At 57.8% G+C, this 24,924-nt stretch carries 15 protein-coding genes; 5 read left to right on the top strand and 10 right to left on the bottom strand.

From position 1 onward, the window contains the following. Positions 1 to 732 precede the first annotated feature (732 nt). Together BM438_RS46310 and BM438_RS46305 are read left to right on the top strand one after the other, a co-directional pair. Complete coding sequence (locus BM438_RS46310) at positions 733 to 1,356, top strand: hypothetical protein (protein ID WP_244179436.1); 624 nt, start codon at positions 733 to 735, stop codon at positions 1,354 to 1,356. Positions 1,357 to 1,710: 354 nt separating this feature from the next. Further along, positions 1,711 to 2,289 carry a hypothetical protein gene (locus BM438_RS46305; RefSeq protein WP_244179435.1) on the top strand — a complete coding sequence of 193 codons (579 nt, stop codon included), beginning with the start codon at positions 1,711 to 1,713 and terminating at the stop codon, positions 2,287 to 2,289. Between the two features lie 135 nt (positions 2,290 to 2,424). Here the strand turns inward: BM438_RS46305 and BM438_RS22930 are convergent, their stop codons facing one another. Further along, complete coding sequence (locus BM438_RS22930; RefSeq protein WP_093638243.1) at positions 2,425 to 3,168, bottom strand: H-NS histone family protein; 744 nt, start codon at positions 3,166 to 3,168, stop codon at positions 2,425 to 2,427. 608 nt (positions 3,169 to 3,776) lie between these two features. Between BM438_RS22930 and BM438_RS47055 the strand changes: the two genes are divergently transcribed. Beyond that, positions 3,777 to 4,169 carry a GNAT family N-acetyltransferase gene (locus tag BM438_RS47055; RefSeq protein ID WP_093638240.1) on the top strand — a complete coding sequence of 131 codons (393 nt, stop codon included), beginning with the start codon at positions 3,777 to 3,779 and terminating at the stop codon, positions 4,167 to 4,169. A gap of 191 nt (positions 4,170 to 4,360) precedes the next feature. Here BM438_RS47055 and BM438_RS22920 read toward each other — a convergent pair whose 3' ends face one another. From BM438_RS22920 to BM438_RS22910, 3 genes are all read right to left on the bottom strand, one after another. Beyond that, positions 4,361 to 5,512, bottom strand: a complete 1,152-nt coding sequence (locus tag BM438_RS22920) for a hypothetical protein (RefSeq protein ID WP_093638237.1) — start codon at positions 5,510 to 5,512, stop codon at positions 4,361 to 4,363. Positions 5,513 to 5,561: 49 nt separating this feature from the next. Continuing rightward, entirely contained in the window at positions 5,562 to 5,825 is a 264-nt protein-coding gene (locus BM438_RS22915; RefSeq protein WP_093638234.1) for a hypothetical protein, read from the bottom strand. Between the two features lie 64 nt (positions 5,826 to 5,889). Next, positions 5,890 to 9,483, bottom strand: a complete 3,594-nt coding sequence (locus BM438_RS22910; RefSeq protein WP_208620695.1) for a hypothetical protein — start codon at positions 9,481 to 9,483, stop codon at positions 5,890 to 5,892. Positions 9,484 to 9,780: 297 nt separating this feature from the next. Between BM438_RS22910 and BM438_RS22905 the strand changes: the two genes are divergently transcribed. Further along, the gene (locus BM438_RS22905) at positions 9,781 to 10,881 is read left to right on the top strand and encodes a hypothetical protein (RefSeq protein WP_143131743.1); all 1,101 of its coding nucleotides are present in this window, start codon (positions 9,781 to 9,783) and stop codon (positions 10,879 to 10,881) included. Between the two features lie 160 nt (positions 10,882 to 11,041). Here the strand turns inward: BM438_RS22905 and BM438_RS22900 are convergent, their stop codons facing one another. From BM438_RS22900 to BM438_RS22875, 6 genes are all read right to left on the bottom strand, one after another. Next, the gene (locus BM438_RS22900; protein WP_093638226.1) at positions 11,042 to 11,908 is read right to left on the bottom strand and encodes a DUF4238 domain-containing protein; all 867 of its coding nucleotides are present in this window, start codon (positions 11,906 to 11,908) and stop codon (positions 11,042 to 11,044) included. A 280-nt stretch (positions 11,909 to 12,188) separates the two neighbouring features. Further along, positions 12,189 to 12,794 carry a hypothetical protein gene (locus BM438_RS44945; protein ID WP_143131742.1) on the bottom strand — a complete coding sequence of 202 codons (606 nt, stop codon included), beginning with the start codon at positions 12,792 to 12,794 and terminating at the stop codon, positions 12,189 to 12,191. Positions 12,795 to 13,456: 662 nt separating this feature from the next. Beyond that, complete coding sequence (locus tag BM438_RS22890; RefSeq protein ID WP_093638220.1) at positions 13,457 to 13,930, bottom strand: hypothetical protein; 474 nt, start codon at positions 13,928 to 13,930, stop codon at positions 13,457 to 13,459. A 200-nt stretch (positions 13,931 to 14,130) separates the two neighbouring features. Continuing rightward, positions 14,131 to 19,143 carry a hypothetical protein gene (locus BM438_RS22885; RefSeq protein ID WP_167378441.1) on the bottom strand — a complete coding sequence of 1,671 codons (5,013 nt, stop codon included), beginning with the start codon at positions 19,141 to 19,143 and terminating at the stop codon, positions 14,131 to 14,133. Between the two features lie 1,370 nt (positions 19,144 to 20,513). Continuing rightward, positions 20,514 to 21,908 carry a UvrD-helicase domain-containing protein gene (locus tag BM438_RS22880; RefSeq protein ID WP_093638217.1) on the bottom strand — a complete coding sequence of 465 codons (1,395 nt, stop codon included), beginning with the start codon at positions 21,906 to 21,908 and terminating at the stop codon, positions 20,514 to 20,516. Continuing rightward, complete coding sequence (locus tag BM438_RS22875) at positions 21,901 to 23,424, bottom strand: ATP-dependent nuclease (RefSeq protein WP_208620694.1); 1,524 nt, start codon at positions 23,422 to 23,424, stop codon at positions 21,901 to 21,903. Before BM438_RS22875 ends, BM438_RS22880 begins: the two co-directional genes overlap by 8 nt. Positions 23,425 to 24,043: 619 nt before the next feature. On the opposite strand from BM438_RS22875, the gene BM438_RS22865 reads away from it, so the two are divergent. After that, positions 24,044 to 24,922: a tyrosine-type recombinase/integrase gene (locus BM438_RS22865; RefSeq protein ID WP_093638208.1), complete on the top strand. Its 879-nt coding sequence runs from the start codon at positions 24,044 to 24,046 to the stop codon at positions 24,920 to 24,922. Positions 24,923 to 24,924 lie beyond the last annotated feature (2 nt).

The following is a 24,924-nucleotide window of genomic DNA, read 5'->3' as shown; positions in this document are numbered from 1 at the left end:
GCATGGCGTGGAACAACTGGGGCAAAAAGTAGACAGGCTTGAACCCCTGTTCTCCGCCGCATCTGACGATCCGGTGTGCTTTAACTAGCGCTTACAGTCAATGTATTCGTCTGCGCCTCAACCTGAAAAATGGTTGAGCGTTTTTGGCTAGATTCAGACGGGAGTTCTTACGCGGCAATACATTCGATGAGGCGGATGTGGCGATGATGATGGCTCTGACGCCTCGCGAGCACGCCAAGGACTAATCTGCGTTTGCATGGATTTGGACTGAGTTGCCCATGGGGTGTGAACAATAAACATGATATCGCCGTCCGGGGCCTGACGAAGGCGATGTTCCATCGCACCCACCCCATTCCATAGTCATGATTTTCGGTGGGCCGTCTGTAACGCGTGCGCGGGATTTGCCGTCCAGGAGAAAGCAATGAACTCAGCAGTTGAGGCTGTTGGCCGGGCTCGTCCGCGGCGTTTTGCAGCCCGTGCTCCCCTCCCTTCGCCATCGTCAATCGCTTGATCTGATTGCCAGCCAGGCAAACGTCTGAAATCTCGCTGTCTGTAAGCCGATTTTCCGGGCTTTTGAAATCTCACAGCAAATAAGGCTCGCTTTCTCCTCTGACATCCACTCTCGCTCGGGCTATACCGCAGCAGTCCAACCACCGCCCGAGGCAATCTACGACCGACATTCGTAGACCTGGGCGTTAGATGGCCTGACCACTTAACCAGGCGTAGCCCAAAATGCACAAACCTATCAACAATCCTAAAACCGCATCTGATCTCGATGCCGATACCTTCAACGCGCTGATGTCGTATATACAGGACTGCTACTTCGATGAATCGAATCTGACGCCGATGCTCCTCGCACTTGCGCTCGAATACGCATATCAAGCTCAATCCAGGTTTTGGCGAAACTTTAATCTTACGATCGTGGATGACGCCGTGTCACGATACATGCCCAACTGGCGAACGACAGCTCCCATGAGGAAAGGCGGCGCAGACAGACTGTTTCAAAAGCTCGAGCGTATCCTGGCAATCAACTCGTTCGACGAAGCGAACGCAGAGATGCTGCTGGCTCTGCCGGTCGAAAAACGACCGGAAACCCCTTCCTCGGCGTTCGCATGGATTGCTGCCCAGCTCGCGAAAAGAGGGGCGACTGCGCAACTCGAGTTCGCGCAACCGGACGATGAGCGCTGCGGTGAAAAGGCACTCGACGTTGTGTATTGCCTTGAGCAGGCAAAGCTGGGAAATGCCGTCGAGCGTACTGGAACTATCGTGGCCAAGGCCTATCGGGACGCCGTGATGAAACGTCACCTTCAGCGCCAGCTGTCCAAGCGTCAAGCACTGTCCGCGGCGGGCGTGTAATCAATGGCTTACCAGGCGGGACCATTCTCGTGGACCGTCGCTGTCTCCGAGACGTCGGATGCTGACATGCGAGTCTCGCCCACCAGAACGCGGCCGTGCCACCACGTTGTTGGGCTTCCAGCGTGTAACGCGCCAGTCTAGCCAGCGGCCTTCATGTCTGCCTTGCTATGAACCCGGAGCCATCAGGGCGAGCAACGCCGTCGGAATCTCACTGTGAGACTGGTCGGTATTCCGTCAAATTCAATTCTTTTCTGAAAAATCAGCCTTTCCGCACCGCCATGCTCGTCCGAGCCGGCTATACCGCTGGCGCGTGAATCATTCACGTCGATAACCCATGACGCGGAGTAACTTGAAATGCATATCATCGATGAGAACCTGACGACGACTGGCAACGCTCACTCGAAAACGGTCGACATGCTCGTCGACTACATCACGGACTGCGAATTCGACGAGTCGTGTCTGAACACGGCAAGCCTCGCGATGGCCATGGAATATTGTTACCAGCCGCATCCAAGATTTTGGCGGGAATTCAGCGCAACATTCGTCGCCGATGCAGTGGCGCGACTCTTCCCTGACCGGATTTCAGCCCCGGGCAAAGCCACCCGCAGCGGCAATGAGTTGATGCGCGACGTAAGAGAGATCTTGCGAGTCAACGCTTTCGACGAAGAGAACGCGGAAATGATTGCTGCCGTGCCAGTACGCGAGCGCCCTGCAGACCGGGTGGCAGCATCCGAATGGATCTGCGGTGAATACCGTCGCAAAAGGCAGATGTCGGAATTGGAGTTCGCTCAGAGAGATGGCAAATGTTGTGGTGAGGGCGCGCTAACCGTTCTTGAGTGCCTGGAGAAGGCGCGAGCAGGGATACCATTCACGCGCATCGGCACAAGGGTAGCGCGCTCGTATCGGGACGCAATGCTGGACGCCCGGAGGTGACAGGCGTCGAAGCCGCTCGGATGAGCCGATGCGCAGACGATGATAGTCGGTCGGATATGAGCAGGACGGGGACGCCCTGCTCGTCGAACCCATGAGCGATCGCTCGCCCTCAACGAAAAATCAGACGGCAGTCGCCTAAACCGTCGCACCGCCCGCCGGCCCGGACGCTTGCACTTGCGCTTCCGCAGCCACGGTCGCTTTCTTAGCAACCGCTTTCTTCGCCGCCGTTTTCTTGATTGCAGCCTTCTTCGCGGGCGTCTTCTTCGCCGCCGTCGCACTCTTCTTTGCAACTACTTTCTTGGTAGCGACTTCCTTGGCAGCGACCTTCTTCGCCGACACCTTCTTTGCCACAGCCACCTTCTGCTCCGCAGCATCCTCACGCGCACCTGCAATCAGAAACGCCGTTCGGTCCTTCGCGCTCGCCAGCCACGCCGGGGCCGGACCGCGCCCGCTCCACGTCGCTCCAGTTTTCGGGTCGCGATATTTCGGCTCCTGCGGCCCACGAACATAATTTCCGGCGTTGGCCACCTTCTTGGCAGTGGTCGACGTGCCTTCCGAGTCGCCATCAGTCAAAAACTTACTGCGGTCCTTCACATTAGCAATCCAGGCTGGTGCACGACCGTGACCGGTCCACGTTGCTCCAGTCTTAGGATGGCGATACTTTGCCGCCGCTGACGTTGCCGCAACCTTAGCACCTGCCGGTTTGCGCCCGCGCCCTTTTCCATCAACATGCGCGTCAATGTCGGCTGTGGTCAGACCGTGCTTTTCCATAAGCGCGCGAATTTTCGCGATGACTGTCGACGACTGCTTCTTTGCAATTGCTTCGGCTTGCGCCTGAAGCTTGGCGATCTTTGCTTGCAGGTTTTCGAGTGTGGCCATTATTCCCCCTTGTGTGGTGATAATGGCCGCACTATGCCACATTGAACTCGTTGTCGGGAAGCACATGTGCTGAACCGACTACCGAGCCCGTCACTGCGTTCGAGCAACAGGCAACCAAACATTCACTGTTTTGCTCCCTTGACCTCCTCGCCAGCCCTAACGGCCAGAGCCTTCCGCTCGTCTTGGTAAAATCTTACCTAACGATACGACCGAAGATACTTCGTCGGCATCCGCAGTGACTGATATCTGTCAACCTCATGAACTGGCGATTGGTGATCTCATATGCGTCGTGACACGAAAGATGCTCTCTTCAGGAAGTTACTATCTGTTCCGATGCAACTGCATTTACAGCCAACCTTCGTTCAATCCGATGACCACCTGACAGGTCAACCGGTTGGGGATGACATTGTCATCTACGTAGAACCCCAAGGCGCCCCAGGACTCAAGCAAGTTATTTCAAAACTGCGCCGCCGGGTACGTGCGGCCGCTCCCCACGAGAAAATCGAGCAAGGTCACACGCAGCTAAACGGAAATGGACTCCGCGCGGGGAGGAAGACGCAGTCCGCATCGTCAGACATTCGACTAGAAGATGACGACTTCCGCAGTTCATGGCTGAGGTGTGCTATCGATTAATCGTAACCGACCGCCTGACACCCATTGGCTACTGCACGTTCTGCATTCAAATCTCCCACTGGCAGGACGTGGAAGTCGACCTCGACGAAGTATGGCTCGCCCGAGATTATCGGGGCAAAGGAATTGGCCAAGCCATGGCCGAAAAGGTTGCCGATATCACAATCGTCACACTAGAAGAGCTCGACGCGCGCGTGAAAGAGAATTCGAGGAGACAACTCGGGCTTGACGTTTGTGTCGGCGGAGACGTTTACTCACGCTCGGGCGAGTCATTCGTGAGATGCACCTGCGATGCCCTGATAGCCGGCGCGGACTTTACGGATTGGCATGCGCTCAGGTTCACCCGATTCGGTTGTGACGCTCGGTGGTGACAGATAATGCGCCAAGTAGGACTCTGAGACGCGCCGTCTGCAGCCCGCTGTAAATGGTGCTTGCGGTATGCCCGCTGACGTGCCGAAGCATAGCGGACAGTGTTGGTGATCTTTCAGCAAAAAGCGCAGATTGATTCTCCGATGCGGGTTGTCCAAAGCTGGTAACTGCCGATGGATCGTGCATCAGTGGTTCAGAAAACCTTGAACAGCCGGCCGCGAGCCATTTCGACGAGATAGATGCTGCTGAATTGCCCTCGCCCCAAGTCAGGTGCTTCCCGGACCTCCTGCAACCATTCATTGATCACAAAATCGTCCTCATCGCTGTATTCGCCCATCACCGAGACGAGCAGGACACGCACTTCAGGGTAGTTCATCTTGTGCTTGTCCCTGATGGCGGACATGATTGGCTCCGGAAACTCGTCTATCCCTCGCTGATGCCGCGTGCGGTCTTCCAGTGGTAGCCGCCATACATTGGAAACCACCGCCGCGCGATAGTGATGCGCTTCGCGCGGCAGCGCCTGAACCACCTCGAGGATGATCTCCGTTCCATCCTTGGTGACGATACGTGCATCCCAAGGCTCTGTCTCACGCCCCAGTTGTAGCTGCGCGTCAACTGCGATCTGCTGGCGCCTGATAAAAGCTCGAATAGGGATATGCTCCTCGCGCAGGTATTTGTAATCGCGAGTTTCCTGCCGCAAATAGCGCGGAAGCTCCTGTATCTCGTTCGCAAGGTATTGCGAGTTCTCATCGAACCGAGCCAGAAAATCCCCAACCGACATCGGACCTTCCATAGCGAGCAAACGACCATCTTTCAATTCACGTTTTCTCGACTTACGCTTACTGCTCGGCTCCTTGCTGGCCTCTTTTGCAGCCGGCCGCTCCAACCTAGAAAACATTTCCTGCATCGCGTAGTGCCACTCGATGGCCTCCCGTTCACGCGGAGCGCAAAGGATGTGGCAGGGTAGCCCGTGGGAGCGGAACATTCCCGAGAGGCGCAGCGAAACATCCGCGCGGAGCTCCGCATGATGCGTACTGGGACCCTCGTTAAGGGACAGTACCAGATACCAGAAAAAGAATTGCAGCTCGCCCCCATGTTCAAAGGGGAATGGAACCGGCAACCCATCCTTGAAGTAATCCGTGCGCCACACCTGGGTCCGCCATTGCTGGCCGATCGTCTCGACGGTGTCCGCGAAAGCCTTGTCCAGTTTCCTCAACGACGGAAGTCCTAGAAGCCTGACCGGCTTGGTTTTGAACGCGACGACAAACAGCTCATGGCCTGAGAAAAAGACGTTCGTCCGTCTTTCTTCCGCCTCCCCGATAAGTCGCCTCAACTCCGAATCCATTTGCCTTCCCCGCCCCTTGGAATGTTCAAGCCAGCGCTTGCGTTCCGCCTCACTTTATCAGTCCGTCGAGGCGCGATCGGCATGTTGGCATCCCGCTCGGGTACTGCCCGAAGGAATCCGCAAGCGACCTGACCTCTAAAGCGACCTCGCCCAGATCCTCCGACGCATCCAGACCCTGCGCCCGGTCAAAGCTATCGACCTCCAGCCCGCGCAGATTGAAGTAACCGTAGGTGTACGCCCCTTTCGAGCTTTCGGGCACGACCCTGTACTTAACAATCACCGTTTCGTCCACCTCCTGAGCGAAGCGCGACATGTGTTCGCGATAGAGATCGAAGTTGGGGTGTCCGTATTGGTAACCAATCTGCAGTGCATGGCGACTAGATGTTATCGGGCGTCTCGCCCTCAGCAAGGTGCGGGGCGTTGCCGCCGGTCGTCTTCCGCTTACGCCTTGCGGCTTCGACCATCGCGTCCTTTTGAGTGCGCTGGCCAAGGTTAAGCGCCAGAAACACTACCGTTACGGTTCGCTTGTCAACCACGTAATGGGCTGCAAAACCGTCGGGCCTTGAATCGAACGAAAGCATGTCGTCGATATCCTTGAACTTCGCGCCGTCGAAGACCTCGTTTGCCGCGATGTCTTTCAGTACTTCAATCGTGTCGACAACAACGGAATCGAAACAGTACGTGAGATGAAAAAAGATCCGACACAAGCCATACCCAAAGAGCTTGTTGAGATGACTGACCAGTTCTCGACGGTTAATCGCATGCTTCGCGTTGCCGTTGCATATGACCGCCTCGATCACGGAAAGCTCGAAGTTCCCGTGCTTGATGACAAGATCTCTTTCACCTGGATTGCCTGCCACAGTTTGGCCGCCCAATGACTGGTCCGGCACTGACCAACCGAACTTCTGCAATCTGCCGCTCAGCAACTCCCGCATGACGGTGCTCAGCCCATTCTCGTCAAGATTCGCATGCGACAACGCAGGCAGCATCAGGGACATCAGACCCGCCGACGCACCCGAAACTGACGTGACCATGAGAGAGTGAAACTTGTCGGGACTAATGTCCCATGTGAAAGGTGCCTCGCCCGCACCCGCTGCAGACCATTCGCTTTCGGCGCTTCCGTCGCTCAGGGCAACACCCGTCGCTGGTTTCGGCATTGGTCCGACCGAAGCCCCGATGAAATGCCTAACCTCATCGAGCAGGGGTGTTGTTCCGAAAGCAGTAGCCGCGTTCGTTAAAAGCTCCAATGCTTCATCATGCCTGCCCACCCGGACGAGGGCAACCGCGTCATACGCTGCTATCTGCACCGTCGCTCGCTGTGCGTACTCCGCGCGCAACAGAACATGAGCATCATCGGGGCGCCCGACGGCAAGCAGGAGCAACGCCTTGTTGCTGCCGAGTGAATGAGCATCGGCGCCGGTCACGGACCGGCCCGACAGCCGCTCATATTCCGATAGCAGTTCGATTCCCTCCCGCAACTTCGCGCCCGTGAGAATGGCAAATGCGTCGCCACCCATAACACGGCTTAGCTTGGCCGCAAACAGATTGGTGGCGTAGCTCTGCACTTGCGGGTTCTGTCGATGCAATGCTTCCAGCATTGTCACTGCCTGGTCCAGATTCCCGCCCGGACGCTTGACATGTGACAGAGCCTGATAAAAGGAAATAAGGTCCATAAGCGACTGCTGGTCCATCTGTTGAACTTTCTCAGGGAGCACAACGGCGTCTATTGTCTTCCAGTCTTCCTGCATAAAGGCAAGATGGAGAGCGAATCGCAGACGCATCGTTTCGCGCCCGCGGCCCGGTCCCAGCGTCGTCGCAGACGTCTCGATCGTCATGAACAGGGCCGCCGCACCGGCAAATCCCCCGTTCAGCAGATCTTCGATTCGCTTCTGCAAATCAACAATAGACCAAAGTTCCGCTGCCTCTTCAGGGACCAACGCATCGATCCGGCGTTCAAACCGCCTTCGGAGCAGCGGCGGTGACGCGGATGACAACTGCGCGAGAAACCCTGGCTCGTCTGTTTCCAGGACCTGGACAAGCACTTTCTCCAACGAAGAATCGTCGAGCTTGGTAATGGCCGCGCCCAAATCAGCGGCGATGCTCCCGTCTCGCTGCGACCACGGACCCGGGGCTTCATAGCCCGGCGCGAACGCGGGTACCTTCCCTTTCTCACGGTGTGCGAGCGCGCCAATGCGAATGGCGTTCGCCAGAGCATCGACGATTTCCTTAGGAACGGACTCGTCAATGCTGGCCACTGCTCTGCTCAAAATGCGGATATGCGCTCTAACAGAGTCCGACAGTTCCTTGATGAGCAAAAACAGGGTGGCGGTTTCCTCTTCGGCTTCACGAAGCTGCTGTCGGAAGTCAAACGGATTGAGAAACACCCTGTAGTTACCGGTCCTGCTCGCCAGTCGACAAAGCGTCGCGGCTGCAGACGATGAAATTCCGGAGACGCTCAGCATCGGGGATCGGCGCTGAATCGACAGAACGTAGGCTAAGGTCAAGACCTCCGGATTGACACCCTCGATCTTGAACACATCTACGAAGTCGAGTGCTGCGACAAAATAAGCGCTTTCGACGGGCTGCCCGACAGCTGCTTCGATCAGTGCGTCGGCCATTGATACCATGAGTGCCGGATCCACATGCTTCAGTCGTGCCCGGAAAATTTGCAACAGCTCCTCGGCCACTGACACAACAGCAGAATTGCCTCCGTCCCGCCTCCCGTGCAGCCACCAATATACGGCCGCCACTTCTGCGGGAGGCACGCTGCCTTGCTCGAGCCAATGAACCATCACGTCAACGGCATCAGTGAACGCCTCGCATGTCGAACGCTCAGCCTCAGCTTGAAAGAGATCCCGCTCCCACGACTCCGGGATATGCCGCCATGCTGCGATGATCTTGCATGCAAGTGGCGACGACGGCGGGTGCATCAAGAGGTCAGCAAGCAGCCTTGGATAGTCATGGCATTCACCCGTTATGGCTCCGAGGACTTCCGGGTGTAACATCCCGAAGTCAACCAGCGTCGCGAAAGTCGGATGAGGCGCGGCTACGCCCTCCTGCTGCTCGGCCATCCGACACAGGATCCGCATGAGTGCCAACGAGAAATGCGTGGCCTCCCCAATCGCCAGTGATACGCGCTCGATACGATTGTTGTCCAGCCATGCTACACGGCCAACCAAGGTCTTCGGAACAGCGTCGACGTATTCGGAGAAATCCGCCGGATCCCGGTTCGAAACGTGAGCAACAAGTTGCAGCAGCAGTTTCCGATACTCATCCCACCCGCGGTGATGCGACTCGTCGACGGAAACCGAAAGCGCCGCGGCCTGGAAAGCCTCCGAGTCCGCCGAGCTCCAGGCATCTCGCGATACTTCGGGATACCCCAAGTCCATCCATCGCTGGACCCACCAAAGCAGCCGCATTGATTGATCATCTGGACCCGCGTCTTTCCTGTCCCACAATCGGGCACTCACCCAGTCGGGCGACAGGCAGGCAATATGCGCGGGCCGCGTCGCCCCGGACAGCACCTGATTCACGATTTGCTCGACGCGATCATCATCGTTTGAGCGAGCATCCCAGCGCCAATCGGTGCGATATCGGGCGTCAAGCCAGTTGCGAAACGGCGATAACGGAGGAAACGCCTGCTCCGCCGCTCTCGCCACGTCGTATGAGACCGTCAGCCGATGCCACCCCTCGCAAATCCATCCCTCATTAATTAGCTTTTCAAGACACGATCGCGCCGACTCAGGATCTACGCTGCTTGCCTCAAAAAGCACAAGCGCCCTATCCGGCGCCTCGGCCTTTATCCAGGAAAGCTCCTGAAACAAGCGCAGCACCACTTCCTCGTCGTAAAGCTTAATGTCCGGCGCCAAGTGCCGGCCCTGCCGTTCCTTGGGCAACAGGTGTGAGAAACGTCGCCGCAGAACACTACGGGTGTGGTTCGGCACAGATGCGAGGCTGTTGAATCTGGGCATTCGTTTGCAATAAGATGACCTACCGGCTGCGTACAATCTCGCAAACCAGAATCCGTGTCAACTTGAACGCCCTCTTCGCCATAAAGGCCGTGGCTTTCCGGGGCCGACGCGTGGCGGCAAATCGTAGACTGATACGTGTTCCTGCGAACCCGATCAGTCCGTGGCATCGACCACCAGATCGCATTGTCGTGACAAAATTCTGTACGCGGTCGGAAGCTTCACGTTATGGCAAAATTTCGCTACCGTGTGGCCCCCTGCACGTCCCGTCAAGGCCGGTAGCCGATAGAAAGATGATTGATGACCGACCCTAACCGTACGGCAGATATTCGCGACTCAATATTCGAACATGAGATGTTCGACGCCGGAAACATCCAATCCGGGTACATGCTCGAAGCGATTCGTTACGTCGAGGCGACTTGGGCTTTCGCCCCTGCAGACATTGCCGAAGAGCTCGACCGAATGGAAACAGAAGGGCTGATACTTCGGCGGCCGGGTTTCGGCGGGGATGTCCGGGAATACTGGGAGACAACCAAAGCCGGAAAGATCGTCCGAGAAACGCGCTGGCAACAACTCGGGAAGCGTCACGCCGCCCTTTCCGCCCGAGCCGCTCCCGCTGAAGACCTGGTCATCGCCCTGGTTGCGAGCGGAGGCAATCAGGACGAAAGGGAGCCGACAGCTGGACTCGATGCGGAAGCACTGTCCGTATATCTGGCTCGTCTCGGCGAAGAGGTCTGCAAGACAACGCTGGAGACGCTAATTGCTCGCGGCGTTGTGCGGCGCGACGACGAGGACATACTAGGGTGGCCATTCCGCTTGATGCTGACTGCAGATGGGCTACGCCAGTATTCTCAGGGTGTTGTACCCCAACTCGGGCTTCAGCCACCTTCCACCATTCTCGCGCGAAATCAGTCCATACAGTTGCCGTTTGACGACCTCGGTCTGGACTCGGTACTCGCCGATAACCTTCGGTATCGCTGGGAAGAAGCGGAAAGATGCGCGGGTGCGCGTGCATGGCTCGCGGCCACTGCGCTGTATGGTTCAATCCTCGAAGTTGTTCTGCCAAGCTGGCTTGCTCAGGATATCGAGCGCGCCGTGCAAGCACGCGCAGCGCCACGGGACCGAAAAAATCTGGTGCGCCCTCTCGAAGACTGGTCGCCCGCAGCTCTGATCAGCGTCGCTGTAGAACTCGGACACATCGATGAAGGTCTCGGACGATACGCGCATGCATTGCGAGAATCACGCAACCTCATTCATCCGGACCGACAGATCCGGGAACGTAGTATCCCCGATCAAGGCACGACCGCAATATCAAAACAGGTCGTACAGGCCGTTCTCGACACGCGGGCTCGTAAGATTCAGGCAACGGACATATCGGACCACCGCGTGCACGAAGCGTGATTGGTCCGGCGTCGGTATCCGTCACCTTCATTCGTCACGCCAGAAAGTCGCCGCCGGCCCCTCCTCCGGCGCCAACGGTGCTGGAGGAGTTGCAAGGCGTCGCACCTCGAATATATGCGCCGCGCGTTAGCAAATGTACTGACCAACGCGAATGATAGAGTTAGAGTGCCTGGAGCACGGCTTTGTCTGCGCCAATCACGACGTACATCGCGCAATTCCACTGCTCCCGATTCGCTTCAGTAACTTCAGCAACGGTCGCAGTCCTTCGTCCTATCGAAGCTTGCGAACTGGACGAAGGGACAGCCTTGAGCGCGACTGATTTCGAGAGCGGGACGATGAAGCCGTGCGAAAGATCCGACTGTGGCATGGGCGTATCACCCAGTACAAACTGTTCTCCCGCTGGCGCATCAAGAAGCGTTAGAGTCATCGCGTCTATCGCGGTCGCGATCTGCGGCTGTGCAAGGAGCGCCTCTTGCTGTGGGAGCTGCGGATCCTGGGGCGACAGTGACAAAAGTTCATTGAGCTCGATACGTAGCTGCTGTGGCGCTACCGCCTTCAGGACCTGGTATATCGCGTCAGCCTCGCTGCTTCCTAGTCCGAAATCGGCTAGTTCAACCGCAAAGTCTGCGGCGGTCCCATACGCGTGGACGTTTGCGAAAAACTCTCCAAGTTCCCGCCCTCGCCGATGCCCTCGTCCCATAACATCGGGATGACGGCAGGATTGAAGCGCAAGGAAACTGCACAGACCTTCACGCTCAATCTTGGTTGCAAACGCCCCCGGCGTACATAGCCGCTCAAAAACCGGTGCCGCGTATCCTTCCTGCACGGAAAGAGCATTTTCAAGATCATCGGACGGAGTCCAATATTGATCGAAGATCGTGTATGCCCAATCCTGCTGCATGATCTTCCTCGATGACACCGGGGCAACCCGAGCACCGAATCGACCGTACAGCGTGTTATCTGCAGCGCGAAATCCGCGCTGCCAGAATTGCGGTACGTAGTGGTGGTTCTTTTTTTCGAAAGCCATATCAAGGAAGAAATCTATCTATTGCACAATGGATACTAGCCGTGTCGACGCTGAGTTTCGACAGTCGGTTCGTCTTTCCGAGACGGACCTGGCGTAGTCAACTAGGCGACATAACGTCATAGCCGGCAAGGACTCTATCGGCGGGACGCGAACCGATCCCCTTCCGCACTGTCCGTTTCGTCGCCATGCTATCGCGCCCGCTAACCTAGTGCTGCGCGCACCACAGGATGGAAATTCACTTCGTTTTGGAACATTCCAGATGATCGCACCGTTAGCTCCCCTATTGCCCCTCCGGCTGCGCCAGAAATAACGGTGCCATCGCTTTTGCGTATTGACCCATAAGCGCCGAGTCAATGTCGTGGAACCAGTGGCCCTCGCTCTTCCGTAAGCTTATAAGGTTTCGTCCAGCTGAAACAGCCCTAAATTTTGATGCTCCTACCTCAAAGCAAAGAACCTCCCACTTTGTGGTTGGTACGGTCTCGTCGATATGCACCTTCGCTCGCTCCATGTTTGCATATCTATGAAAATCGCCGATGGCATAACAGTCTTGCCAAACGGTTCCACCACCCTCGTCATGTGCCCAGACTATACGGCGCACAATCAAATCATCGCTTACATACTCATGATAGAAAGACTTGTGCAACACCCAGCAATCTTCATCTCCTAGCTTTCCTAGTCTCAAAAAATGGTATGCAACGCAGTCGATCTTGCAAAACTGCGATCCGTCATACGTTGAAATTTCGTAATACCCACCAAAACTTTTTTTGATCGTCTGAGAGGGATCTCGGCTATCCAAGTCGAGCGCCTCGCTCACCAGGAAAAAGGCCTTTGACACATCGCTTAGACTTTCAGTGCCTTGAATCGGCGCATCCTTTTGCTCAAGCATCAGTCTGCGAAGCGTCGACTCGCCTGATCCTCCGACTAAAGCGAGCCCATATTTATCGTTTCGAAGTCGACGGCAAGACTCTGACGCCATCGTTATCAATCTATCGTCCTCCGAGTCTTTAACCAAGAGTACAAAGCTAATCCTCGAGCTAAACTCCTCGCATACGACACTTATCTCTTCAAAATCGTGACTGCAACCAACGAGCTTCGCGTGAAACTCCAAGATCGGAGACAAGTCACCCGCAACAGCAAGACAATGGCCACCGGGTAGCAACGACAGCTTCTGAATCAAGCCAGATATTGCGGAATCTGCGGATATGTGCGGATAGACGCCGCCGATAGTTGGAATGTATGTCTTCTCGTAACGCGCAGCCCTCCGAGGCAGGCCACTGCTTGTCACAAGCACGTCGGAGATAACGACGGGGACTTCCCCGTTAGAAACGTCAGCAAACAATGTACAAAATGCGGTCATGGTAATCGGTCGATTCGAAATGTTGTTGTAGTGATTGCTCGATCTGGAAGAGGACAAATCCTCAGACCTCGTCGCCCGGCCGGAATGCTGCTGCACCGGTGAGCTCCGGATCTTCGCTGTCGCCAGAGTTGTCGTTGTCTTTGTGGCTGGCCAATTGAGCGACCTCTTCCTAATCAGGGACTATGCCGATACTAACGATGGTTATATGCGTTGCGAAGATCCGTTGGACCCTGCTCAACTACCGCCAAGAGTATAGTCAACGCAGCGAGCACCAAGCGCTGGTCTCGGCCTGCTTCTGCTTCGGGGCTGTGCTTACCACCATGAAAAAGGTTGTGTCGTACTCGCGTCGCCGCGTCAATTGCTTGAGCGATGGCGTTGGCGCCACGTAATGGCGAATCCTGCCAACCATTGGCGAAAAAGTGGACCTTTGGCGGTTCGCCTGTAAGCAAAGCGATCGCCCGCGCTGCCTCGCCGTCAGCGGGAGCCTCAAGCCAAGCCGCAGCGTCATCCGCCAATCGCCGCCATGCAGGCGCAGCTATGCCATTGTCGTCGCGCTTGTAGCCCGCCTCCTTCATGGCGTGCTCACAGCGCGCGAATACGGCGAAGAACTCTGCGACCAACTCTTTCGGAACGGCAACGCCGTCAAAGGGATCTATTGATGACATCGATTCGCTCCCGTGAGCTCGACAGCTACGCTTCACTCAACCAATACCAGTCGCCGTCTGTGGTTCGAACTCGCCGCAACACGCATCGGATGTCGTTGCCGGCATAGCGGCTGGCCTATCATCGTATTATGCCGATTCAGCATCGTCGTGCCCCATCGTCCGGTTGCATCAGCAAATGACATGGATGATGGCGCTAGATCTCACTCACCGGCAGCCGCCCGCCGTGACGCGAGGCGCTCTTCGAGCCCCCGCGCCAGCGGCGTCCCGCATTTGATCAGGATATCGGTCACAGCGGTCAGGTCAGTGCTGAAAAGCGGCGCGGACAACTCTTTCTTGTCAAGCACAGCCTTATCGATCCACTCGCACAGGCGCCGCGCAATCCCGTAGTCGATCCAGAACTCACCATTCGCGCCGTGCGCTCCCCACCATGCTCTCGCGGCTCGCGCTATAAAAAGCAAGCGACTTTCCTGCGGGTCGATTTCAAGTAGCCCGAGAAATGCGATAGAAACGAACGTAGACCCATCTGCCAGTTCGGCTAGTTGCGTAAGCGTGGGCAGCAGCGAGTCGACACGGGAAGCCTCAGCGGGTGGGACATAGCAACGAGGCCCTTTCCCGATCAAGTGTTGGGCCAGGAATACCGCAGCAACCGCGCCGCCAAGGTGAATTTCTATGCCGGTGGAGCATTTTCGCGTCAGGTGCCGCCAAGACTGTGTGGAAACCAGTCGCTGCGCCAGTGCTTCGTGGACCGACACGGCTGCGCCGTCCGACACCAACTCGCCAGTAAGCCACGCTTGATCTAACGCATGCAGCACGGCTTCCATAGCATCAAAGAATCGTTCCTCGGGCAACTGAACGACGCGATCAAGCACATCTTCCTTGATAGCAGCATCCCCACTCAATACTGCGGCAACAACCGCAGCTTCGAAATAGGCGTCGTTCCATCCGGACGCGAGTTCGCCCGGCTCCTCATCGGGACCGCAACCCACGCCATTCGCGTCAGCGGTCCAAGGCCAGCAATGGCGCACCAACGCGCGCAACAAATCGGGCCGGCACGCACGCCACAGTTCTGTCGCGAGCGACAGCCATTGCGCCGCCGCGGCAGCGTCCAAGGCAAAAGTCCGAGATGTGGCATCTAACCGCTTCTGTTGCGGCCGCACCTTACCCAGCGATATTCCACGCCGCTCTTTCGGCTGGTTGGGATCGGGAAAGTCAGGCCAGTCTGGCTCAGGCCCTTCGCCGGACAGCCAGTCCAGCTCTGCACCCACCGCCCTCCCTAGCTTCGCTCGCTCTACCTCCCTACGGTCATCTTCCAACGCTTGCTGACGCGCTACGTACTCGTCGATGCCACCGACGTCATCATCGTCGCGTCTTCTAACAGCATAGATTGCAGAAGTGAAGCCAAGCCGAATCATCGACCTTGTCAGTTCCGGACTGGGTTGGCGCCCGAATGAGGCCTCGGCTCGCAGCACGGATGTCATCCCAGTCCCTCGTTCGGCTGCGAGGCCGAGCAAACTTTGCAGGTCGCCAGGCTGGAAATCTTCGCGATATGTGGCTAGATAACCTATAGCGGCGATCGCGTACGCGTTATATGGCAGTTGTTTCGGAAAGCTGGTTTCGTCCGTGTTCCGCGTCGCGGCTTCCGCCAGTTGCGCCCGAGCCCATTCGCCATGCGCAGCTTTCAACTCAGGCGAACCGTCTCGCATAACCAGCGCGGCGACGATGAAGCGCGTGATCTCGGTAAATTCCTGCTCATTTCTATTAGCGTCGGTCTGAGACTCGAACATATGCTGATTCGCCCACTTCACGCCCTGCTCGAGAAGCTGCGCAGAACACCGCGATTCGGTCAGGGCACGCATGAGCTGCCCGCGAATTGAAACCTCCGCGTTGCTTTGGTGTGTCTTTTCTCGGAACTTGGCGAGTAGCCGTCGTTCTTCAGCCGGCGTCACGTACTCGAAGGTAGGCTGACCATCCTCGGTTATGCCTCGAGGCACGTAGTTCGCCGAATCAAGCCAGTTAAGGGCGCTCATGGCGGCGAACTTGGGATCGGCTATGCCGCGGCTCTCCTCATCGGGTGCGCCGAATGTTGCCACGTCACTTTGCAGTGCCTTCTGCATAGCCTCGCGTACATTTGCGGGTCCGGACAAACCAAAGTCGGATAGCACGGCGTCAAGCGGCGTGGAGCGCGAAGGACGACGCAGCAGGTCGTCCAGCTTCATCGCCCCGGCCGGCTCGGGGTGTACCCAGACGGGGTGGGTCGTGCTGCCGTTCACTACGTCGTAAGCATAACGCTCGCGGTCCATCGCCAACAACCTGGCCGATGCAGCAAACGGCCATATGCACTCCCGTGTCTTGGGCCAATGCGATAGCATCACGTCCACTGCGACAAGCACATAGGCCGCAGCGGAGCCAGCAGGACCGAGAATGTCGTCAACCACTGCATGCACAGCCTCGCCGCGCTCGATTTGGAGATGCGCCCAAGCCTCCAAGGCCAACAAGGCTGACGCGACGATGTTGCTGCCCTGAGAACGAGACCACGTGTAGGACTGGCACCAAGGAAACGAGCGCTTGCCGGTCGAGAATGGAATTTCGATGCAGTTGTCGCCCGGCTCAAGTCCCAATGAGCGGCGCTTTACCGCATGAGCGATAACCCCGCGTACCAGACGCAGGCCTTGTTCCTTGTTCGCCTGTAGGAGATCCAGAAACGGCGTGCGCGCGGGAGAATGAGGGAAGTATTCGAGATCCCACCCTGAAAACACATCCTGCATTCGTAACGCCCGATCCGCATCCTCGTCGTCTCTTTCGGGCAGCGATTCAAGGAAGAGGTCCGCTAGAGCTCGTGGTGCTGCGTACGATGCGGTCCCAATGAAAGGCAACAACTGCCGGAACAATACGTGCCGATGCGGGTGAGCAATCAACCCTTGAAGGTATGACTCTGCATCCGCAGGGCGAAGCTTGCACCACATCAGAAAGGCGGTTCGAAGGTCGCTCTCCTGCGCCGCAGTCATCGATAGTCCGGGCGTATCCGCAGCTTTCTTCCACGCTGAAAATTCTGATGCCCTCGGGTGGTTCTTCGCCTCGACTTCGACCAGCCACTTGTACAGCCGCGCTACCAGCACTGGCGACCACTTATCCATGCCCGCGAGCGCTATGCACCAGCGACTATAAAGGTCGACAAACTGCGGCACTGCGGAGTTTGGCAAGCGATCACCGATAGAGATCGACCACATGATTATGTTAGGCCACGTAGGACCCAGCGGCGCTACGAAATCATCGCTAAGCTTGCTGGTGTCTGCGCCAAGCGCGGACCAAATTGCTGCGGCCGATTGTGAGTCGACGGTGATGGCCGCACGAACAAGATCAGCAAGAGAATGAGCGTTTCCTTCAGCTAATGCTGGCAAGCAGCGGTTCAGAACTTCTTCCGAGCGCTCCGAACGGGCAAGTGCTAACAGTGCAACTCGTCTCCACGAGCCGTGTGCTTCGGGAATGCTCACGCGTTCCAAAAGAGTCCTCCACGGTTTTTCGTCACTACCGAATTCAGCGTGCAATCGTGCAGCGAGTTCAACGCCTCGAAGCAAGCGCACCGACGCCGGATTCTCAAGCGTCATCGCACCAAAATGCACTGGCTCGTCAAAGAGGAGACACCCGATAGCCCAGTCCCGCAGAACGTCATGCGCGGGCTCAAAGTGAATTGAACTGAGAGCACGCAAGGAACCACTCTCGGTGAGCGCTGCGACGGCGTCGGCCGACGAGTCACCGGTGTCCATTGGGGCCGAAGATCCGAGCGAATGGACTGCCAATGATCGAAGCACTCGACGTCGCTCCAAACGGCCCGCGGCATTCGCAGTGTCGCCAGTCGTCCACCACTGTCGTGCCATCTGGGCTTCGCTGAACAACCCAGAGTGGTCGGTCGTGACGCCCCGCGCTAGCCGATCCAACCGATATAGGTTACGCACGAGCTTTTCAGCAGGATGCCCCGCCCGCAGCAACGCGGCGAGCGCGGGATCAGCACTGCAAAGCCAACTCACCTCTTCATCGCGAAGATCCTCTACGACCAACGGTTGCGCTTCGCGCAGTTTCTGCAGCGCGTGCGCCGGCAGCCACATGCGGGCGTCGGCGTCGAAATCCAGCCGCGCGGTAACCACGACGTTGAACCCAGGCACCTCGGCCGCCGCACGGATGAGATCGGCGACGGTAGCGCGCTGCCCAGGGTCATCAAACCGGTCGACGCCATCAATGAACAACGTTCCACCACCATCGCCGGCAATGTCGGCCAGTAACTCCCGCGCGTCTACCTCACAGCCAAGCTGAGCTTGTAGTGCTGCCCAGCCTCCTCCGGGGACGCGGTGGGGTGCAATAACGACTACACGCGACTCGACGCCAATACGTTGAGCGAGATCCTTCAGCACACCCGATTTGCCGACCCCGCCAGCACCACGGATTTCAAGATACCTGCCGCGTTCGAGTGCCGCGAGTGCTGCGGCCACGCGGTCAGCGCGGTCGATTGTGACACCCCGCACGCACGAACTGATGCCGGCCAAGGTGTTATCAGCGATCTCGGCGATGCGCTGACGGGCGACATGCAAGCGTCGGTCTCCGGCGAAACGATACCCGCGCTCGCAAACGAGACGATCCCGCAGTGTGGGGGCGTCAATGTCCCCACCAGCGGCATCTACCTCCAAGGCTATCTGCTGCAGCGAGTCCCACAATTCGCCCGCTCGCCCGGCGTCCGCTGGCGCAAGCTGTACAGCACATCGTTCGCGAGCCAGCAGTGCACAGATTGAACCCGGCTGTTCCATGTCGAACGCCAGCACCTGAAAGCGCGACAGCAGCAACCGTACCGCCGCGTCGTCGTGCGGCGCGTCGGCTTCACTCATGAGAAAACGAAAAGTCTCAACGAACGTGCGCATTGTCTGGTGCGCACCACCGGGCTGGCCGAGGCGACGAAAAAAATCGTCAGTCCTCTGGTACTCGCGCGCCCACCTCAGCACATCTTGGATATGCTGCTCGATCTTAGTAGATGTACGCGCAATCGCCACAGCGATCTCATGGCGTGTCGCGCTGAAATCCGGCTTGGCCGCCACCCGGCAAGCCAATGCAACTACGTCTGCGAAGACTGGGTCGCTTGCCGTAAAGGCAACCGTGCGCTTAGCCTGCACCTCGAGCGTTGCCGCGCGGCCTTGCCGGTCACTACCAGTGACAATAACATCGTCCATCGGGTGGTTGAGACTAGCCCGTTGGAACGCTACGCGCGTCACTACAACACCTGGCAGCCCACGCGCCTCTCCACCCGATAGAAGCGGTAGCAAGTATTGTGCGCCTACATGCCCTTCTAACAACGCCCCTGCTGGACCGGCCGCCGCCGGACTTGTTGCTAGGGGCTGGTCGCCGGCGCGGCGAGACGTTCGCGCGCCCCCAAAGCTCTTTGCGTCGGTACTCTCTGCGGTAGCTTTCTCGCTACCGGGCTCGGGAACATTGGACTCCGGTCTCATTGCGCTTGTCATGTGTGAATCGACGGTCTTAGTCATTATCATGTGCATCACGGGATCGTTCGAAGTGCGTCCCCGACAGGAACATGCGCGGTCTGCAGGAACCCGCACACACGGACCAGATCGAACGCGAGCCTCACTGGCTGCCAGTGGCTCCCCACGAAACTTTAAGAGCTACGGCAGCTCATGTGACGTCCCGGAAGCGGACGTCAGTAACACAGCGCCTGGCATCCGCACTCCCGCCACTCGCGACAGCCCTTTCGCCCTCCCCCTCACGCCATCAAACGTCCGCCCCACATCCGGTCACTAGTCCTCCTGGTAAGCAAGCCGCACAGCGGCTCAACGCGGATATTTCAAACTCGAGGGATTCAAGGGTTATTCCAATAAGATCTCTGTGCGCAACAAGCTCAGGAAGGAATAACCAGAGCAAACAATGGAAAAACCATCCCTCAGGAAGGATATCCTCCCTTTAGGGTTTCTAGCGAAGATATGCAGATGCAAACAAGAAAGGAATAGCCGAAGGCCCCCAGCAGCGTCGCCGAGACTCCTTCCGCCATTCGCATACGCAATGGTTCCGCCAGACTGTCTCGGGTCCCGCGCCTCTAGCTTCGCCAGCGCGTCCGTTATCTCAGGACCCATCCCCGTGGTACGGATTACCCTAGCGCGCCACCGGTCACACCCGTCCACGCAAGCGGTCACTCACCGAAACCCTTCAGTCGAAGGGGCGGCCCTAAACGTCGGTCGGCTCGTGCTCGGCGACGCGTGACACATGATGTATATCACCAGATATGCTCTCACCGCTATGCGTATGTCATAAAAACTTCTGTTCCGAATCCATTTTTTCAAAAGCTCTGTTAAAGAGCAAGTGCATTTCGAAAACAAAAATTTTGAGCAATGCCACACAACATGGTCCGAAGCCGTATTTAGCTGTAAGTTCCAGAAACAGCTTGCCCTATGGCGGACTGAAGGTTGTCGAATAGCGGACCCGCTAACGTGCGGAAGGGACAACCCCACCGGGGAGAACCGAACTGACGCCTTCCTGCCAACGGCCTCCGCCGCTCGTCATCAGCCCAACACAGACAGTCACTCGCAACCACTCAAAAATCAGGTATGGGAAAATCCGCGCAGTTGTCCCGTGCGGAGATGGTCAGCGAGCGCGTCGCTCGAGAAATTGCAACGTAGAAAAGCTTGGCTTGTGCATATTGCTCGTTTGCAAAATGAACGGCATCGGGCACCACCACGTGATCAAATTCCAACCCCTTCAGCAAAAGCGGTGTAGAAACGGTTCGCCGCGGTAGCTTTCGACCGGCAAGACTCACACGCTGGCGCACCCGGTCAGCGGCGTCTGCCATCGATTCGCAACGACCTGCGGCAACGTCCGCCAAGGCTCGTTCGACATCGCGCCAAAGTTCCCTGCGATAGAGTTGGTAACGGGAACGCTTAGGTATGAGGAACAAGACTGCCGCTCCGGCCTCTGCCGCCGCGGGACCAAAAAGCTCGGTTGCTGCAGAGCTAATCTGCGCGTTGATTGCTAGATCGCCCAGACTGTCTTCCTCGCCATCGGGCAACGCCCTTACGTTGATGCAATCACCGACCAGCCCGCGGATAGCGTTCACTCTATCTCGTCGGGATTCACTTGCGTCCCAGTCCGCGCAGAACTCCTGCAACCGCCTCGCTGCGACTTCCTCAATAGCCTGGTAGCCACCACCAGCTGCGCGAGCCAACCGATAGCAAATGCCCTTATTACAGTGGATAGCAGCGAAGGTGCCTTCTTCCCCTTCGAAACCTTCGAACAACGGCCCCATGTCGAAAGCGTTGTCGGCGTGACGAAAGAGCACCGGTCCCGACGACAAATCAATCGCATCGCCGCTCATCAGCTTCTCGCGCACCTCCGCGATCCATGCAGCGAGCTCGGGGTTCGTGTCGCTCCAGCGATGCGGAATATCTAGCGTCTCGATTAAAGGAAACTGGGGATATATGGTTTGCTCCCAGCTTAACGTTGCCCCGGCAAATTCAAAAATTCCCTGCATCGGATCGCCGAAGATTACAGTAGGAACCATTGTCGAGAGCGCTGTGGCAAGCTCGTGTTGCAAGCTATGGCAGTCCTGGTACTCGTCAATCAAGATGCGGTCATACGAGGCTTCCACGACCTGACGAACCGCGCCTACACCCAGTGCTCGAACGGTTCCTCTGTACAGGTCATCCCATTCGGCTCCTTGAGGCATGCCGTCACAGGGCTGAGCAATTCCGGGGAAGGCGTGCGAATATCGCATCGACCAACCTGCGATGGTATCGACGGCCACTGCCGGATGCGGAACCTTCAGGCGTCTGAGCCTCGACCGGATTGCTTGTACACCGGCGTGAGTGTGGGTCAGGATGAGGGTACGTCGTCCAAGCGCCGCGACTTTCGCAATTAGCTCAGTCTTTCCATGCCCGGCCGGCGCGACAATGGCCCCGTTGCCGAGGCGCACGAGATCTTCCGCCTCAAGCATATAACCAGGCCTCGGCGGAGCCCAGCGTCATGGCCAAAGGAGACTCTGAATTGGTTGATGCGATGTCCCATGCGATGGGAGCGAGACCGCGTCCGATGCGCTGATCCTTAAACCACTTTTTGGCGCCGAATACGCCAGCAATCCTGTCGCGCAGTTCCGCACCATTAAATGCAGAAAGCAAATCCCAAGCATTGAAGTCGCCTGCAATTACATCCCGGTCAAGATCCAACGCAGCATGGAGGTTGTCGTTAATTTTGCCGACTCCACGCTCTTCCCGAGCATAGTCCAGCAAGCGTTGAACCTGCGTGTCGTCTGCGGCAGAAAAGAGAGCGTGCTCTACGTCGAGAATTCCGCCGTATTCGAACACCGGAATCGCACCAGCGGCGAGAGACTCAGCGGCGTCTGCCGACAACGGGACATCAGAGTCTCGAAACACCGCCACGGCATACCCCAGCTGCGACAGCCCCAATGCAATCGACACGGTTTGCCCGCCGTTGCCATCTGCTACCGAAGCTCCCTGGTGTTCGCACGGCATGCCGTCATGTCGAGGCGGCCAAAATTCCCGTACGCCGTTGAGCATCCCGACTTCGGTCATTCCTTCGCTAACGAGGATTCGTCGCGCGAACAGAGCTCGCGGGTTGAATCGCATCAATGCGTGGATGGGATCAGGTGCCGCTGGCTTGGTCAATGTCGTCACACGAGCAGGCCGAGATGTACGACAGACAAAAAGCGACTTGGCACCGGCCTCGCCCAGCGCAACCTCAGAGTGTGTCGTCAGGATGATTTGGCCGACAGCACGGTTTGCCTCGAAGGCGACCTTCTGGTCACGCCGGAGTTGGGAGATTGCCCCCATGATGCGATGTGGCTCGAGCCCATGCTCAATCTCATCAACGAGAACGATGGCACCTTCTGACACCGCAGACTTCTGAATCGCAAGCGTCGCCAGTCGCTTAGTACCCAAGCCGGCCATGCGCAGCGGAATCCCCTCGTCGTGCAGCGCGATAGATCCTGAGGAAAGGCCACCGCGACCGAGTTCAAGACCGGGGGCATAGTTTCCTTCCACGTAAGCCCCCATCCCTTTCGCGTAGCCCTGAGCCGCAGTGGCTGCTGTCATCAGTGCTTCAATCTCGTCAAGTCGCGCGCTATCACGAGCAGCTTTGTAGGCGAGCGCCAATCTGGCCGACGCTTCTTCGTTGTCACCCGTCAGACGGGACAGCACCGACCCTTGACCCCACGCCAAGTGCCTAGCATCGTCACCAGCCAGACGCACCAAACCAAAGAGCGCCCGATCCCGATTGGAAAGCGTACGCACATTCTCAATGCGGTCACAGTAAACCTCCCACGCGGGCTCGAGGGTCGCGTCCACGGTGAGTCGCACAGTCAGGACTGGTTCATCCCCATCGTCTGCTTCATCACGTATGACGCCCTCCGGAGCCCAGCCACGAATGTAAAGGCCGAAGCGTTCATCAGATTTGAGGGCCTTGGAGAGCTCTCCTACAGTCGCTTCAATCTGCATCGTCCTAGTGGTGTCGCCTCCGATAAAATCCGCCTCAGAAAAGGCAAACCAGCGAGACGAGAGAGCTGCTTCGACAGCGTCAAGGACGGTCGACTTCCCCGAGTCACCTGGGCCGATTAAACAGCAAAAGCAGAGCCCCGGAGACCAATCCAACGACGCGATGCCCCGGAAATTTGTGACCTTGAGTTGTCTTATTTGCATTGCCGTCCCCAGCAGCCACCCGAGGCCGTCGCCCAGACTTCAGGTCTCTGAAATCGTCCGCTGTTCGGCCCAATATTTGCCTCTTCTGGCCAGCGATGCTTGGCCCCTTCAGCCGCATTATGCTGCACAATTATCTGCTGAATTACAGAAACTATGGGCAGCACCGGACGCTCGCGCGTGTCGCTGCGGGACCGCACCGGGTCGGTTGGCCCGAAGTGCCCGCTGCGCCGCAGGTCGCCGCTGCGCAGGTGAGCCTGCCGACCGTGCTATTGCGATAAATAGCCTTGAACTAAACCGCTGACGCGGTATGGTGGCTGACCGACGTCCCCGTCCTGGCCGGCGCCGCGGGCATTCCTTTCCGGGTGCGACGATGACAGTGCAATTCACCGCACCTGCTCATCCCGAAAGGAGTCCTGCCATGACACCCCTACGTCAGCGGATGGTCGAGGATATGCGCGTTCGCAATCTCTCGGCCAATACCCAACGCGCGTACCTGCAGCAAGTTGGCGCCTTCGCGAAGCACTTTGGCCGCTCCCCGGCGACGCTGGGACCCGAAGAGATTCGCGCCTGGCAACTGCACCTCGTCGAGGTTCGGCAACTGGCGCGCAGCAGCCTGGTTACCGCGACCGCCGCGCTACGCTTTCTCTACACGGTTACGCTCAAACGCGACTGGGCGGTCGACGACATCGTCATGTCGAAGCAGCCACGCACACTACCGGTGATCCTGAGTCGCGAGGAGGTCACCGCTTTCTTCGAATCAATCAGGAGCCTCAAACACCGCGCGATCCTGATGACGGCATACGCGGGCGGCCTGCGTATTTCGGAAGTGACGCGGCTGAAGGTCTGCGACATCGACAGCCAGCGAATGGTGCTGCGCATCGAGCAGGGCAAAGGCCAGGTCGACCGCTATGTGATGCTCTCGCCGCGACTGCTGGAAATCCTGCGCAGTTACTGGCAGACCGGTCGACCCGAGCACTGGCTATTCCCGGGACGGTTCGCTGACCAGCCCGTCGTTCCTGCGACGATACGGCTGGCGTGCCAGCAGGCCCGGCGCCGGGCCAGCATCAGCAAGCCGGTCACGCCACACTCGCTGCGCCACGCGTTCGCCACCCATCTGCTCGAATCGGGTACCGACGTGCGTACCATCCAGCTGCTGCTCGGCCACCGCAGCCTCGCCACCACCTCGCGTTATCTGAAGGTGGCTACCAGCACAATCTGCGCGACCATAAGCCCGTTTGACCTGCTCCCTCAACCAGTTGCGCCTGACCCGCCAGAAGCACCACCCGCAAACGTCTGAGC

Source organism: Paraburkholderia aspalathi, from assembly GCF_900116445.1.
Classification (GTDB): Bacteria; Pseudomonadota; Gammaproteobacteria; order Burkholderiales; family Burkholderiaceae; genus Paraburkholderia; species Paraburkholderia aspalathi.
This window is presented reverse-complemented; position numbering and strand designations above follow the sequence as displayed.

Excerpts from the sequence above, each read along its gene's own strand:
- BM438_RS44945 (WP_143131742.1), bottom strand. The coding sequence starts at position 12,794 with ATGCTTGAGCAAAAGGATGCGCCGATTCAAGGCACTGAAAGTCTAAGC.
- BM438_RS22920 (WP_093638237.1), bottom strand. The coding sequence starts at position 5,512 with ATGGATTCGGAGTTGAGGCGACTTATCGGGGAGGCGGAAGAAAGACGG.
- BM438_RS22885 (WP_167378441.1), bottom strand. The coding sequence starts at position 19,143 with ATGGACGATGTTATTGTCACTGGTAGTGACCGGCAAGGCCGCGCGGCA.
- BM438_RS22900 (WP_093638226.1), bottom strand. The coding sequence starts at position 11,908 with ATGGCTTTCGAAAAAAAGAACCACCACTACGTACCGCAATTCTGGCAG.
- BM438_RS22910 (WP_208620695.1), bottom strand. The coding sequence starts at position 9,483 with ATGCCCAGATTCAACAGCCTCGCATCTGTGCCGAACCACACCCGTAGT.
- BM438_RS46310 (WP_244179436.1), top strand. The coding sequence starts at position 733 with ATGCACAAACCTATCAACAATCCTAAAACCGCATCTGATCTCGATGCC.
- BM438_RS22915 (WP_093638234.1), bottom strand. The coding sequence starts at position 5,825 with ATGTCGCGCTTCGCTCAGGAGGTGGACGAAACGGTGATTGTTAAGTAC.
- BM438_RS46305 (WP_244179435.1), top strand. The coding sequence starts at position 1,711 with ATGCATATCATCGATGAGAACCTGACGACGACTGGCAACGCTCACTCG.
- BM438_RS22930 (WP_093638243.1), bottom strand. The coding sequence starts at position 3,168 with ATGGCCACACTCGAAAACCTGCAAGCAAAGATCGCCAAGCTTCAGGCG.
- BM438_RS22890 (WP_093638220.1), bottom strand. The coding sequence starts at position 13,930 with ATGTCATCAATAGATCCCTTTGACGGCGTTGCCGTTCCGAAAGAGTTG.
- BM438_RS22865 (WP_093638208.1), top strand. The coding sequence starts at position 24,044 with ATGACACCCCTACGTCAGCGGATGGTCGAGGATATGCGCGTTCGCAAT.
- BM438_RS22875 (WP_208620694.1), bottom strand. The coding sequence starts at position 23,424 with ATGCAGATTGAAGCGACTGTAGGAGAGCTCTCCAAGGCCCTCAAATCT.
- BM438_RS22905 (WP_143131743.1), top strand. The coding sequence starts at position 9,781 with ATGACCGACCCTAACCGTACGGCAGATATTCGCGACTCAATATTCGAA.
- BM438_RS47055 (WP_093638240.1), top strand. The coding sequence starts at position 3,777 with ATGGCTGAGGTGTGCTATCGATTAATCGTAACCGACCGCCTGACACCC.
- BM438_RS22880 (WP_093638217.1), bottom strand. The coding sequence starts at position 21,908 with ATGCTTGAGGCGGAAGATCTCGTGCGCCTCGGCAACGGGGCCATTGTC.